We start from the raw sequence: 13,450 nt of genomic DNA on the forward strand, positions 1-13,450 counted from the left end.
TGAAGTTCTTCAACTGGATCGGCACGATGTGGAAGGGGTCACTGAGCTTCGAGACCCCGATGCTGTGGGCCACCGGCTTCCTGATCACCTTCACCTTCGGCGGTCTGACCGGCGTGATCCTGGCCTCTCCGCCGATGGACTTCCACGTCTCGGACTCGTACTTCGTGGTGGCGCACTTCCACTACGTCGTCTTCGGCACCGTGGTGTTCGCGATGTTCTCCGGCTTCCACTACTGGTGGCCGAAGATGACCGGCAAGATGCTCGACGAGCGCCTCGGCAAGATCACCTTCTGGACGCTGTTCGTGGGCTTCCACGGCACGTTCCTGGTGCAGCACTGGCTGGGCGCCGAGGGCATGCCCCGCCGGTACGCGGACTACCTCGCGGCCGACGGGTTCACCGCCCTGAACACCATCTCGACGATCTGCTCGTTCGTGCTGGGCCTGTCGATCCTGCCGTTCTTCTACAACGTCTGGAAGACCGCCAAGTACGGCAAGAAGATCGAGGTCGACGACCCGTGGGGCTACGGCCGTTCGCTCGAGTGGGCGACCTCCTGCCCGCCGCCGCGGCACAACTTCCTCACCCTGCCGCGGATCCGCTCCGAATCCCCGGCGTTCGACCTGCACCACCCGGAGATCGCCGCTCTCGAGCAGCTCGGTCACGACGGTCAGGGTGCCAGCGCCCTCGCGGGTAGCAAGGAGGCCGGCAAGTGAAGATCCAGGGCAAGATGTTCATCTGGCTCGCCGCCTTCATCCTCGTCATGGCGATCGTCTATGGCGTGTGGTCGAAGGAGCCGGCCGGTACCACGGCACTGTTCCTCGGCTTCGGCCTGAGCCTCATGATCGGCTACTACCTGGCCTTCACGGCCCGGCGTGTCGACCAGCTCGCGCAGGACGACAAGGAGGCCGACGTCGCGGACGAGGCCGGCGAGGTGGGCTTCTTCAGCCCGCACAGCTGGCAGCCGCTCGCCCTCGGCATCGGTGGCGCCTTCGCCTTCATGGGCGTCGTCTTCGGCTGGTGGCTGCTCTACTTCTCGGCCCCGATCATCTTCATCGGTCTGTGGGGCTGGGTCTTCGAGTACTACCGCGGTGAGAACCGCACCCAGTAGCACGCGCCAAGCGCCCGGGAGCCCGGACACTCCGTCAGGAGGGTCCGGGCTCCCTCGTTTGCCGTACACGGTGTCCCCCGCACGGCTCACTCGCCGCGCCGTGGCCGACGGTGGTTCATAGCGTGAGGCCATGAACCACACAGTGTTCTTCCGAGGCGCAGGAGCCGGCGCGGAGAGGCCGACCGTGCTCGACCCTTCGGGCCCGCGCGCGCTCGGCCTCTCCGCGCCGCCACGCCGGCCCGTCCGTACGGCCGTGGGCTGCGCCCTGCTGGTGGCCGCCCTCGGCGCGGGTTCCGTCGCCTGCAGCGCGGACGACAAGGCGCTCACGGCCGAGCCGTACGACGCGGCGGACCAGATCGCCTTCAACGGCCCCGCCGGCGACAGCGGGAAGGCCGACCCGGACAAGCCCCTGGAGATCACCACCAGAGGCTCCGAGGGGCGCATCACGGACGTAACGGCCGTGGACGCGACCGGCAGGTACCTGGCCGGGGAACTGGCCGCCGACGGCCGCCGCTGGCACAGCACCTCCCCGCTGGCCGCCGAGGCCCACTACACGGTCCGCGTGAGCACCGAGGACGAGGACGGCGCGCCCGGCCGCAAGATGCTCTCCTTCGACACCGGCAAACCCACCGCCAAGAAGCGCCTGGACGTCACCTTCGGGCCCAAGGCGGGCGAGTACGGCGTCGGCCAGCCCGTCACCGCCGAGCTGAGCGCCCCCGTCAAGGACAAGGCCTCCCGGGCCGTCGTCGAGCGCGCGCTGAAGGTCGACTCGACGCCCGCCGTCGAGGGCGCCTGGCACTGGGTGGACGACAAGGAGCTGCACTACCGCCCCAAGGAGTACTGGCCCGCGGACGCGGCCATCCAGGCGCACGCCAACCTCGCCGGCATCAAGATCGGTGACCGGCTCTGGGGCGGCAACGCCAAACCCCTGAGCCTCACCACGGGTGACCGGGTGGTGGCCGTGACCGACGCCGCAGCGCACTCGATGCGGGTCTACCGCAACGACGAGGAGATCAAGGAGATCCCCGTCACCACCGGCAAGCCGGGCTTCGAGACGCGCAACGGCGTCAAGGTCGTGCTCGGCAAGGAGTACTTCGTACGCATGCGCGGCACCAGCATCGGCATCTCCGAGGGCAGCGCCGACTCCTACGACCTGCCGGTCTACTACGCGACCCGGGTGACCTGGAGCGGCGAGTACGTGCACGCGGCCCCCTGGTCCACCGGCTCCCAGGGCTCCGCCAACGTCAGCCACGGCTGCACCGGCATGAGCACCGCCAACGCCGAGTGGTTCTTCAAGAACTTCCGCGCCGGCGACATCGTCAAGGTCGAGAACTCGAACGGTGACACCATGGACCCGTTCGGCAACGGCTTCGGGGACTGGAACCTCGACTGGGAGAAGTGGCGCACCGGAAGCGCGCTGCTCGGCGGCACCCCCGACGGACCCCGGCCGGCGGACCGGGCGCGGCTGCGTCCGGAGAGTGCCTGAGGCCGCGCCCCGCGAGGGGCGCGGGGCCGTGACCGGCACCGCCCCGCCGCACGGACGACGGATCCGGCTGCCCCGGACGGCCCGCGGCCGCCGACCCGCCCGGCCGGCCGGCCGGTCAGGTTCCCAGCAGGGCCCTGCGGCGCAGCAGGGAGGCCAGTGTGGCGGCGAACTCCACCGGGTCGACCGGATGGGTCACCGCGGCCTCCGCGCGGCTCCAGGTGGCCAGCCAGGCGTCCTGCGGGCGCCCGATGAGCACGAGCACCGGCGGGCACTCGAAGATCTCGTCCTTGATCTGGCGGCACACACCCATCCCGCCCATCGGCACCGCCTCGCCGTCCAGCACGCAGACGTCGATCCCGCCCTTGTCCAGCTCCGTCAGGACCGCGGCGGGCGTGGCGCACTCGATGAACTCGACCTCGGGAACGTCACCGGCCGGGCGGCGGCCGGTGGCGAGCCGTACCTGTTCGCGGGTGTTGGAGTCGTCGCTGTAGACCAGCACCGTGGCGGTCGGCTGCATTGTTCCTCCGTGACTTCGGCGTCGTACGGGTGTGAACCGCTGCGCGGATGCTACTCCCTCGCACACCGCCTCAGCACGGGTTCGGACAGGGCTTCGATGGGCCATACGGGCTGGACACACCCCCCGGACACTCCGAACGGCACCCCCCGGGGTGAGGGCGGGATAAGCGACCGACATAATGTCGGTCGTGGCGACAGCAACGACAGTAGAAACCGGGCACGCGCACCCGTCGGTCAATCGGCCGAACCTCACCAGCGTCGGAACGATCATCTGGCTGAGTTCCGAGCTGATGTTCTTCGCGGCCCTCTTCGCGATGTACTTCACCCTGCGATCGGTGACCGGGCCGGATCACTGGAAGGAAATGGCGTCCAGCCTGAACTTCCCGTTCTCGGCGACGAACACCACGATCCTGGTGCTCTCCTCCCTGACCTGCCAGCTCGGCGTCTTCGCCGCCGAGCGCGGGGACGTGAAGAAGCTCCGGATGTGGTTCATCGTCACCTTCATCATGGGTGCGATCTTCATCGGCGGTCAGGTCTTCGAGTACACGGAGCTGGTCAAGAAGGACGGGCTCTCGCTCTCCTCCGACCCGTACGGCTCGGTGTTCTACCTGACCACCGGCTTCCACGGCCTGCACGTGACGGGCGGTCTCATCGCCTTCCTGCTGGTCCTCGGCCGCACGTACGCGGCCAGAAGGTTCACTCACGAGCAGGCAACCGCCGCCATTGTCGTGTCCTACTACTGGCACTTCGTCGATGTCGTCTGGATCGGCCTCTTCGCCACGATCTACATGATCAAGTAGTCGGCGCGCCGCAACGGCGGACCGATCCATTCCCGAAGCATCGACGCAGAAGATCCTGACACCGGGGTAATCCGTGAAAAAGCTCTCCGCACGACGACGCCATCCGCTGGCGGCGGTCGTCGTCCTACTCCTCGCGCTGGCGGCCACCGGGGGGCTGTACGCCGCGTTCGCACCCGCGAGCAAGGCGCAGGCCGACGAAACCGCCCAGTCCCTCGCGATCGACGAGGGCAAGAAGCTGTACTCCGTGGGCTGCGCAAGCTGCCACGGCACCGGCGGTGTGGGAACCACAGACGGTCCCCCCCTGACCGGTGTGGGCGCCGCGGCCGTCGACTTCCAGGTCGCCACGGGCCGCATGCCGGCCCAGCAGCCCGGTGCTCAGATCCCGAAGAAGAAGAACATCTACTCGCAGGCCGAGATCGACCAGCTCGCGGCGTACATCGCCTCGCTCGGTGCGGGTCCCTCGGTGCCGACGAAGAATCAGTACAGCCCTGAGGGTGCGGACATCGCCAAGGGCGGCGAGCTCTTCCGCACCAACTGCGCGCAGTGCCACAACTTCACCGGCAAGGGTGGTGCGCTCTCGGAGGGCAAGTACGCGCCGGGCCTGGAAGACGTCGACCCGAAGCACATCTACGAGGCCATGCAGACCGGCCCGCAGAACATGCCGTCCTTCCCCGACACGACGATGCCGGAGAAGAACAAGAAGGACATCATCGCGTACCTCCACGCGGTCAACGGAGACGACACCGAGAGCCCCGGCGGCCTTGACCTGGGCGGCCTCGGGCCGGTCAGCGAAGGTCTGTTCGGCTGGATCTTCGGACTCGGCGCGCTCATCGCCGTCGCCGTCTGGGTCGCCGCTCGGACCGCAAAGGCCAAGAAGTCATGAGTAGCCAAGACATTCCAGAGAACCTGCCTGCTGAGCGGGCCACCGACGAGCAGCGCGCTGCGGTCGGCATCGCGGACGAGCAGAACCCGTTCGCGAACCCGGGGCTGCCGCCCCACGAGCACCGCGTCCAGGACATCGACGAGCGGGCCGCCAAGCGCTCCGAGCGCGTGGTCGCCATGCTGTTCACGCTGTCGATGCTGGCCACGGTCGCCTTCATCGTCTCGTTCGTGACGATCCCGGCCGACCGGTCGGTCTTCATCTGGCCCCTCGGGCACATCAGCGGACTCAACTTCGCGCTGGGCACCACGCTCGGTATCGCGCTCTTCGCCATCGGCGCGGGCGCGGTCCACTGGGCCCGCACGCTGATGTCCGACGAGGAGGTCGCCGACGACCGTCACCCGATCGAGGCGTCGCCGGAGGTCCGCGCCAAGGTGCTGGCCGACTTCCAGCAGGGCGCCAAGGAGTCCGCGCTCGGCCGTCGCAAGCTGATCCGGAACACGATGTTCGGGGCGCTGACCCTGGTGCCGCTGTCCGGCATCGTCCTGCTGCGGGACCTGGGCCCGCTGCCCGGGGACAAGCTGCGTCACACGATGTGGTCCAAGGGCAAGCTCCTCGTCAACATGAACACGAACGAGCCGCTGCGTCCCTCGGACGTCGTCGTCGGCTCGCTCACCTTCGTCAAGCCCGAGGGCCTCGAGGAGCACAGCGAGGAGTTCCAGACCGAGATCGCCAAGGCGGCCCTGATGATCGTCCGGCTCCAGCCGGACGACATCAAGGACAAGCGCGAGCTCGAGTGGTCGCACGAGGGCATCGTGGCGTACTCGAAGATCTGCACCCACGTGGGCTGCCCGATCTCCCTGTACGAGCAGCAGACGCACCACGTCCTGTGCCCGTGCCACCAGTCCACCTTCGACCTCTCCGACGGTGCCCGAGTGATCTTCGGCCCGGCCGGTCACCCGCTGCCGCAGCTGCGCATCGGTGTGAACGATGAGGGCTACCTTCAGGCGCTCAGCGACTTCGAAGAGCCCGTCGGTCCTGCTTTCTGGGAGCGCGGATGAGTACTTCAAAGAGCGAGCGTTCGCGCGGGAAGGCCCCCGCCGGTGAGCGGGTGGCGGACTGGGCGGACGGCAGGCTGGGGATCTACTCCCTCGCCAAGTCCAACATGCGCAAGATCTTCCCGGACCACTGGTCCTTCATGCTGGGTGAGATCTGCCTCTACAGCTTCATCATCATCATCCTCACGGGTGTGTACCTGACGCTGTTCTTCCACCCGTCGATGAACGAGGTGGAGTACCACGGCAGCTACGTCCCGCTGCAGGGACAGCTGATGTCCGAGGCGTTCAACTCGACCATGCACATCTCCTTCGACGTGCGCGGCGGTCTGCTCATCCGGCAGATCCACCACTGGTCGGCGCTGGTCTTCCTGGCCGGCATGTTCGTGCACATGATGCGCGTGTTCTTCACGGGTGCGTTCCGCAAGCCGCGTGAGGTCAACTGGCTGTTCGGCTTCCTGCTGTTCGTCCTCGGCATGTTCACCGGTTTCACCGGCTACTCGCTCCCGGACGACCTGCTCTCCGGCACCGGTGTCCGCTTCATGGAGGGCGCGATCCTGTCCGTGCCGATCGTCGGCACGTACCTCTCGTTCTTCCTCTTCGGCGGCGAGTTCCCGGGCGGCGACTTCGTCGCGCGGTTCTACTCGATCCACGTCCTGCTGCTGCCGGGCATCATGCTCGGCCTGCTGGTCGCCCACCTGATCCTGGTCTTCTACCACAAGCACACGCAGTGGGCGGGCCCGGGCAAGAACGAGAAGAACGTCGTCGGCATGCCGCTGCTGCCGGTGTACATGGCCAAGGCGGGCGGCTTCTTCTTCCTGGTCTTCGGCGTCATCGCGGTGATCGCGGCCATCGCCTCGATCAACCCGATCTGGTCCATGGGCCCGTACCGGCCGGACCAGGTGTCGACCGGCGCGCAGCCCGACTGGTACATGGGGTTCTCCGAGGGCCTGATCCGCACCATGCCGGGCTGGGAGATCAACCTGTGGGGCCACACCCTCGTCATGGGTGTCTTCGTCCCGCTGATGATCTTCCCGCTGGTGCTGGTCGTCATCGCGGTCTACCCGTTCATCGAGTCCTGGGTCACCGGCGACAAGCGCGAGCACCACATCCTGGACCGCCCGCGCAACGTCCCGACCCGTACGGCCGTGGGTGTCGCCTGGATCACCTGGTACGTCGTCATGCTGATCGGCGGTGGCAACGACCTCTTCGCCACCCACTTCCGCATGTCGATCAACTCGATCACCTGGTTCGTGCGCATCGCGTTCTTCGTGGCGCCGGTCGTCGCGTTCCTCATCACCAAGCGGATCTGCCTCGGCCTCCAGCGCCGGGACCGGGACAAGGTGCTGCACGGCCGCGAGTCGGGCATCATCAAGCGCCTGCCGCACGGTGAGTTCGTCGAGGTGCACGAGCCGCTCAGCCAGGAGTCGCTGCACACGCTCACCGCGCACGAGCAGTACGAGCCGGCCGAGATCGGCCCCGCGGTCGACGAGAACGGTGTCGAGCGCAAGGTCACGGGCACGCAGAAGCTGCGCGCGAAGCTCAGCAACGCGTACTACGGGGAAGAGAACCAGATCCCCAAGCCCACGGTCGAGGAGTACAAGGAGATCACGAGCGGCCACGGCCACCACTGATCCGCACCCCGGTCACGCACTGATCGCCACGGCTGGAGCCCCGTCCATTGCATGGACGGGGCTCTTTGCCGTCCCCGGGCCTGGATAGGGTGGACCCTGTCTGTCACACGTCGTGCACGTGTCTTCTCGTCCTCTTACCCGAACCAGGAGCGGCATATGAGTGCTGTGACCCCCGCTGGAGGCGACATCGCGGCGGGCCGTTCCTGGCCCCAGGTGCTGAACGGCCTGCTCGAGGGCCGCGACCAGAGCGCGGACGAGACGGCCTGGGCGATGGACCGCATCATGCGCGGCGAGGCGACGGACGCGCAGATCGCCGGGTTCGCGGTCGCGCTGCGCGCGAAGGGTGAGACGGTCCAGGAGATCTCCGGTCTCGTCCGCACGATGTACGAGCACGCCAACGTGATCGAGGTGCCCGGCGAGACCGTCGACATCGTCGGTACGGGCGGTGACGGGGCCAAGACGGTGAACATCTCCACGATGTCCGCGATCGTCGTGGCCGGCACGGGCGCCAAGGTGGTCAAGCACGGCAACCGGGCGGCGTCGAGCGCGTCCGGCGCCTCGGACGTCCTGGAGAAGCTCGGCGTCAATCTGGAGCTGACGCCCAAGCGGGTTGCCGAGGTGGCCGAGGAGGCCGGGATCACCTTCTGCTTCGCGGTGAAGTTCCATCCGGCGCTGCGTCATGTGGCCGCCGCGCGTGGGCAGTTGGGGATCCGGACCACCTTCAACTTCCTGGGCCCGCTGACCAACCCGGCCCGGGTGAAGGCCCAGGCGGTGGGTGTGGCCGACCTCAGGATGGCGCCCATCGTCGCCGGTGTCTTCGCGGAGCGCGGCCACTCCTCGCTGGTCTTCCGCGGCGACGACGGTCTCGACGAGCTGACCACCACGGCCACGTCGAGGGTGTGGGTCGTCCGCGAGGGAAAGGTCCGCGAGGAGAGCTTCGACCCGCGTGACGTCGGCCTCGGGCTCGTCCCCGTGGAGGCTCTGCGGGGCGCCGACGCGTCGTACAACGCGGAGGTCGCCCGGCGGCTGCTGGACGGCGAGACCGGGCCCGTACGGGACGCGGTGCTGCTGAACTCGGCGGCGGCCCTGGTCGCCCTGGAGCCCGGAGACGGACCGCTCGCGGAGCGGATCCGCGCGGGGATGGCGAAGGCGGCCGAGGCCATCGACTCCGGGGCCGCCAAGCGGACCCTCGACCGGTGGGTCGCGGCCAGCCACGCCTGAGCCGAAAGCGAGGTGCGCGGGGCGCGGTCCGGATTCTGGACTGCGCCTTGCGCGTCGACGATCTTCTGGCAAGATGCTGTACCAGGTCATGAGCGACAGCCATGAGGCCCCGGCCGGCTGTCCGGCAACCCTCCGTCCGTGGCGGGGTGCCCCGGGTGAAGACCAGGCCGTAGGCAGCGAGGTCTGCGGCAAGCGCGGACCCCTCGCCTCACCAGGGGTCCTGGTCGTCGAGGGAGCCTTCTGTGAGCAAGCGAATGCGATAGGGCGCAGCGCCCCGCCTCCGCACACCCTTTTCACCTTTTCCTGTGCCGGAGCCGCCCCCTTCACGGGCCGTCCGCACAGCGAATCCGCCTGCTTCTCACAGGAGTTCGCCATGTCTGTCCCCACCACTGCCGCCGACCGGTCCGTTTGTGCCCCGCTGCCCGTTCTGGGACGGGATGTCACCGTCCCGCTGGTCACCGGCGGCGAGGTCACGTACGCCGCGCTGGACTACGCGGCCAGCGCCCCCGCCCTGCAGCGGGTGTGGGACGACGTCGCCGCGTACGCCCCCTACTACGGCAGCGTGCACCGCGGCGCCGGATACCTGTCCCAGCTGTCCACCGACCTCTTCGAGAACGCCCGCAGGACCGTCGCCGAGTTCCTCGACTGCCGCGCCGGCGACCAGGTCGTCTTCACCCGCTCCACCACCGACTCGCTCAACCTGCTCGCCTCCGCCCTGCCGGCCGACTGCCAGGTCTTCGTCTTCGAGACCGAGCACCACGCCTCGCTGCTGCCCTGGCGGGACGCCCGAGTGACGTACCTGAACGCCCCGCGCACCCCGGGCGAGGCCGTCGCGACGCTGGAGCGGGCGCTGGCCGGCCGCGACCCGTACGGGCCGGCCCTGGTGTGCGTCACCGGTGCCTCCAACGTCACCGGCGAGCTGTGGCCGGTGCGCGAGCTCGCCGCAGCCGCCCACGCGCACGGCGCGCGCATCGTCCTCGACGCAGCCCAGCTCGCCCCGCACCACCCGGTGTCCGTGCAGGACCTGGACGTCGACTGGGTCGCCTTCTCCGGGCACAAGCTCTACGCGCCCTTCGGCTCCGGGGTCCTCGCCGGCCGCGCCGACTGGCTGACCGAGGCCGAGCCGTACCTCGCGGGCGGCGGCGCCAGCCGCAAGGTGTCGCGGCGCACGGACGGCGGGGTCGACGTGGAGTGGCACGAGAGCGCGGCCCGGCACGAGGCCGGCTCGCCGAACGTGATCGGTGTCCACTCCATCGCGTCAGCCTGCAAGGCGCTGACCGAGGCCGGGTTCGACACCCTGGTGGCCCGCGAGCAGCACCTCATCGACACGGTCCGCGCGGGCCTCGCCGAGGTGCCCGAGGTGCGGGTGCTGTCGCTCTTCGGCGACGACGCCCCGCGTGTCGGCGTCATCTCGTTCGTCGTCGAGGGCTGGAACAGCTCGCACTTCGCGGCCGCGCTGTCCGCCGAGTACGGCATCGGCGTGCGCGACGGACTCTTCTGCGCCCACCCCCTGGTGCGTACCCTGCTGGGCACCGACCCGCAGAGCCAGGGGGAGTGCGGCGCCCCGGAGGCCGCGCCCGGCGAGAAGTCGCTGAACGCCATCCGCGTCAGCTTCGGCGCGGGCACCCCGGACGAGCACGTCGAGCGCTTCGTCCGCGCCGTGCGGGAACTCGTGCGGGACGGCGCCCGGTGGCAGTACCGGACCGAGGACGGGCGTTGCGTCCCGGCGGTCTGACGCCGTAGGAAGGGCTCAGCGCCCGGGGGCGGTGGGAGCGGTGCGGTCCCGGCGGGTCAGGAGTCGAGACCGATCGCGAACGCCGCCTCCAGGTCGTGCTGGGAGTACGTGCGGAACGCGACGTGGGTGTCCGTGCCCTCGACGCCCGGGATCTTGCTGATCCGGCCGGGGATGACGTCGGCCAGGTCGTCGTGCGCCTGGACGCGGACCATGGCGATCAGGTCGTAGGTCCCGGTGACGGAGAAGACCTCGCTGACGCTGTCGAGGGCCGCGATCGACTCCGCGATCTCGGGGATCCGGTCCACGCTGGTCTTGATGAGCACGATCGCGGTGATCACGGCTGGTTCTCTCCCTCGGGGGCCGTCACTGGGGTTTTCACTCTAGTCGCACGGCCGAAGCGCACCCAGGCGTGGAGGAACCCGGCGAAGAAGCCCAGCAGGTGGGCCAGGTAGGCGACCCCGGGGCCCTGGTCGTCGCGGCCCGCCGCCAGCCATTGCAGGACCGCCCAGAAGGGCAGCACCACCCAGGCCGGGAAGCGCAGGGGCAGGAAGAAGAGGAACGGGAAGAGACTGGTCACCCGGGCGCCGGGGAACAGGTACAGGAACGCGCCGAGGACCGCGGAGACCGCCCCCGAGGCGCCGACGAGGGGCTGCGTGGACTCGGCGTTGGCGATCGCGTACCCGAGCAGGGCGAGATATCCGCAGCCCAGATAGAAGAGGGCGAACTCGACATGGCCCATGCGCTCCTCCGCCATCGCCCCGAAGACGCAGAAGAAGAGCATGTTGCCCAGCAGATGGAGCCAGCTGCCGTGGATGAACAGGGCTGTCGCGGGGGTGAGCCAGGCCCGTGGCACTCCGTCGAGAAGCTCGGCCGGCACCACGCCCCAGCGGCGGAAGTAGGCCTGCTGGGCGGCGAGCAGCTCGTCCCCGGTGCCGTAGGCGGGGTTGAGTCCCGCAGCGGGGCCGATGACGAAGATCAGGCAGCAGAGGCCGATCAGTCCGTACGTCACCGGCGCCGACCGTCCCCGGCTCGTCCGGCCGACCGCCGCACTCCACTTTCCGGTCATGCGGCAAAGCATGACGTAACAGGACGGGGCCGCACAGACCGCCTCGCCGCGTGGACGCCCGAGCGTCGGGGTCCCGCCAGGCCGTAGGGTACGAGCCACACGCACCAGGAAAGCTGGCGCATCACGGACACTAGAGGGAAGGCGAAACAGCCACGATGACGGTTCCCCTGCCGACCACCGAGACCCGGTGGCGCTGCATGCTCTGCGGCAACCTCACGCGTTTCGACGTGACCCGCTCCTCGAAGGTCGTCGAGTACGTGCACCTCGACCTGGCCGGTGAGCCGAAGGTCGAGGAGCGGGAGGTGGTCAGTGAGACCATCGACTCGGTGCGGTGCCGCTGGTGCAACGCGGTGGACCAGGTGGAACTCGTGGACAGGCCGGGCGCCGGCTCCTGACGATGGGGGTCCCCCCGCTCGAGCGAAGCCGAGAGTGGGGGAGGGCCCCGCGAGAAATTGGGGTGTGAGGGATGGTGGAGACCACGGACGGGGAGCCGGACGACGGCACCGCCGAGGTGCTCGACCGTCCGCTGCCCGACGGCGTGCGCCGCCGGGTCGTGCAGATCGTCTCCGACGGCTTCGGCGGGCTGACCATGGCCGAACTCCCCGCCCAGCTGCGGCAGTATGCGCGGTTCGCCCCGAACCGGCGGGCCAAGTTCGCGGGCAACGCCATGGCCGCGGCGCTGGAGACGGACCCGCTGTTCAGACAGCGCATCGCCGAGAAGCTGAGAGAGGCCCAGCCGGAACTGACCGGCGCCCTCGACGCGGGCTCACCGCCCCCGGCCGCGGACCCGCTGGACGTGGGGGCCGCGGCCTACGTGTTGCGCCCCACGGGCTGGGTGAAGCTGGTGACCGCCGCGGGCGAGGAGGCCCAGCGGGCGGACGCCGAGCGCGCCGACGAGGAGAACCGGGCCGAGCTGGAGCGGCTGCGCGAGGAGCTGGCGGCGGCCCGCGGCCAGACCAGGGCCGAGACCGAGCGGCTGCGTACGGAGCTGGAGGCGGCGAGGAAGGAAGCCGAATCGCTGCACCGCAAGCTGCGCAGCGCCCTCAGTGACGTCAAGCGCGGTGAGGCGGCCCTGCGCAGGGTCCAGAGCGAGACGGAGACCGCGCGCGCCGACGCGCAGGCCCAGGTGTCGGCCGCGGAGAGCGAGAACCGGCGGCTCAAGACGCGGCTCGGGGAGGCCGAGGCGGCCCTGGAGGCCACCCGCAGGGCCGCGCGCGAGGGCCGCAGCGTGGAGGACATGAGGGTGCGGCTGCTGCTAGACACGGTGTTGGACGCCGCTCAGGGGCTGCGGCGCGAGCTCGCCCTGCCGCCGGTGTCCCAGCGGCCCGCCGAGACCGTCGACGCCGTCGAGCCGGGGCGGATGACGCCGAAGGACATCGCCGCCCGCGCGCTGTCCGAGAACGACCCCGCGATCCTCGACCAGTTGCTCGCGCTGCCGCAGGCGCATCTGGTCGTCGACGGCTACAACGTCACCAAGACCGGCTATCCGCAGATGCCGCTGGAGAAGCAGCGGCTGCGGCTGCTCGGGCAGCTCTCGCAGCTGGCCGCGCAGACCGGCGCCGAGGTGACCTGTGTCTTCGACGGCGCCGAACTGGCCGCGCCCGTGCTGCTCGCGCCGCCCCGCGGGGTGCGGGTGCTGTTCTCCAAGGCCGGTGTCACCGCCGACGAGCTGATCCGCCAGCTGGTGCGCGCGGAGCCGGTGGGGCGGCCCGTCATCGTCGTGTCGACCGACCGTGAGGTGGCCGACGGGATCGCCAGGGCCGGCGCTCGCCCGGTGGCGTCCGTCGTACTCCTCAAGCGTTTCTCGCGCGGCTGAACCGGAGCGGAATGCACCGCTTTCCGGGGCCGAGTCCGCGGTGGTGTCTTTCCGTGCTTACCGGATCATAGGCAACGTACGCACCATGCATAACGTCTGGGCCAGATGCCCGAATTGGCGAAACCTTCACGCAACG

Annotated in this window: 14 protein-coding genes and 1 riboswitch; of the genes, 11 read left to right on the forward strand and 3 right to left on the reverse strand. The window is 69.5% G+C overall.

What is annotated here, in order from left to right:
• The 3 genes from AC0ZLC_RS31475 to AC0ZLC_RS31485 form a co-directional block, all read left to right on the forward strand.
• Positions 1 to 710: cytochrome c oxidase subunit I (locus AC0ZLC_RS31475; RefSeq protein WP_476755344.1), on the forward strand; the 710-nt coding region annotated here is incomplete at its 5' end.
• Positions 707 to 1,105 (forward strand): cytochrome c oxidase subunit 4, encoded by a 399-nt coding sequence (locus AC0ZLC_RS31480; RefSeq protein WP_476755345.1) that lies wholly within the window; start codon positions 707 to 709, stop codon positions 1,103 to 1,105. The genes AC0ZLC_RS31475 and AC0ZLC_RS31480, both read left to right, overlap by 4 nt.
• Before the next feature lie 130 nt (positions 1,106 to 1,235).
• The gene (locus AC0ZLC_RS31485; protein WP_476755346.1) at positions 1,236 to 2,591 is read left to right on the forward strand and encodes a L,D-transpeptidase; all 1,356 of its coding nucleotides are present in this window, start codon (positions 1,236 to 1,238) and stop codon (positions 2,589 to 2,591) included.
• A 115-nt stretch (positions 2,592 to 2,706) separates the two neighbouring features.
• On the opposite strand, the gene AC0ZLC_RS31490 is transcribed toward AC0ZLC_RS31485, so the two are convergent.
• Positions 2,707 to 3,108 (reverse strand): response regulator, encoded by a 402-nt coding sequence (locus tag AC0ZLC_RS31490; RefSeq protein WP_476755347.1) that lies wholly within the window; start codon positions 3,106 to 3,108, stop codon positions 2,707 to 2,709.
• Between the two features lie 178 nt (positions 3,109 to 3,286).
• Here AC0ZLC_RS31490 and ctaE point away from each other — a divergent pair, with 178 nt between their 5' ends.
• The 6 genes from ctaE (at position 3,287) to AC0ZLC_RS31520 (ending at position 10,432) form a co-directional block, all read left to right on the forward strand.
• Positions 3,287 to 3,907 carry an aa3-type cytochrome oxidase subunit III gene (ctaE, locus tag AC0ZLC_RS31495; RefSeq protein WP_355781457.1) on the forward strand — a complete coding sequence of 207 codons (621 nt, stop codon included), beginning with the start codon at positions 3,287 to 3,289 and terminating at the stop codon, positions 3,905 to 3,907.
• Positions 3,908 to 3,980: 73 nt separating this feature from the next.
• Positions 3,981 to 4,790 (forward strand): cytochrome bc1 complex diheme cytochrome c subunit, encoded by an 810-nt coding sequence (gene qcrC, locus AC0ZLC_RS31500; protein WP_476755348.1) that lies wholly within the window; start codon positions 3,981 to 3,983, stop codon positions 4,788 to 4,790.
• The gene (gene qcrA / locus AC0ZLC_RS31505; RefSeq protein ID WP_476755349.1) at positions 4,787 to 5,848 is read left to right on the forward strand and encodes a cytochrome bc1 complex Rieske iron-sulfur subunit; all 1,062 of its coding nucleotides are present in this window, start codon (positions 4,787 to 4,789) and stop codon (positions 5,846 to 5,848) included. Before qcrC ends, qcrA begins: the two co-directional genes overlap by 4 nt.
• Entirely contained in the window at positions 5,845 to 7,476 is a 1,632-nt protein-coding gene (gene qcrB / locus AC0ZLC_RS31510) for a cytochrome bc1 complex cytochrome b subunit (protein ID WP_476755350.1), read from the forward strand. Before qcrA ends, qcrB begins: the two co-directional genes overlap by 4 nt.
• A 156-nt stretch (positions 7,477 to 7,632) precedes the next feature.
• Positions 7,633 to 8,697, forward strand: coding sequence for an anthranilate phosphoribosyltransferase (trpD, locus tag AC0ZLC_RS31515; protein ID WP_476755351.1), 1,065 nt, complete (start codon positions 7,633 to 7,635; stop codon positions 8,695 to 8,697).
• Between the two features lie 84 nt (positions 8,698 to 8,781).
• A riboswitch (SAM riboswitch) is annotated at positions 8,782 to 8,898 on the forward strand.
• Between the two features lie 172 nt (positions 8,899 to 9,070).
• Positions 9,071 to 10,432: an aminotransferase class V-fold PLP-dependent enzyme gene (locus AC0ZLC_RS31520; RefSeq protein ID WP_476755352.1), complete on the forward strand. Its 1,362-nt coding sequence runs from the start codon at positions 9,071 to 9,073 to the stop codon at positions 10,430 to 10,432.
• A 56-nt stretch (positions 10,433 to 10,488) separates the two neighbouring features.
• Here AC0ZLC_RS31520 and AC0ZLC_RS31525 read toward each other — a convergent pair whose 3' ends face one another.
• Both AC0ZLC_RS31525 and AC0ZLC_RS31530 read right to left on the reverse strand, forming a co-directional pair.
• Entirely contained in the window at positions 10,489 to 10,770 is a 282-nt protein-coding gene (locus AC0ZLC_RS31525; RefSeq protein ID WP_355781475.1) for an Lrp/AsnC family transcriptional regulator, read from the reverse strand.
• Positions 10,767 to 11,498, reverse strand: a complete 732-nt coding sequence (locus tag AC0ZLC_RS31530) for a rhomboid family intramembrane serine protease (RefSeq protein ID WP_476755353.1) — start codon at positions 11,496 to 11,498, stop codon at positions 10,767 to 10,769. The genes AC0ZLC_RS31525 and AC0ZLC_RS31530 overlap by 4 nt, the downstream gene beginning before the upstream one ends.
• Positions 11,499 to 11,653: 155 nt before the next feature.
• Here AC0ZLC_RS31530 and AC0ZLC_RS31535 point away from each other — a divergent pair, with 155 nt between their 5' ends.
• Both AC0ZLC_RS31535 and AC0ZLC_RS31540 read left to right on the forward strand, forming a co-directional pair.
• Positions 11,654 to 11,893 carry a hypothetical protein gene (locus tag AC0ZLC_RS31535; RefSeq protein WP_476755354.1) on the forward strand — a complete coding sequence of 80 codons (240 nt, stop codon included), beginning with the start codon at positions 11,654 to 11,656 and terminating at the stop codon, positions 11,891 to 11,893.
• 71 nt (positions 11,894 to 11,964) lie between these two features.
• Positions 11,965 to 13,314 carry an NYN domain-containing protein gene (locus AC0ZLC_RS31540; RefSeq protein ID WP_476755355.1) on the forward strand — a complete coding sequence of 450 codons (1,350 nt, stop codon included), beginning with the start codon at positions 11,965 to 11,967 and terminating at the stop codon, positions 13,312 to 13,314.
• The last annotated feature ends 136 nt before the right edge of the window (positions 13,315 to 13,450 follow it).

The organism is Streptomyces sp. GLSS-08 (genome assembly GCF_056387915.1).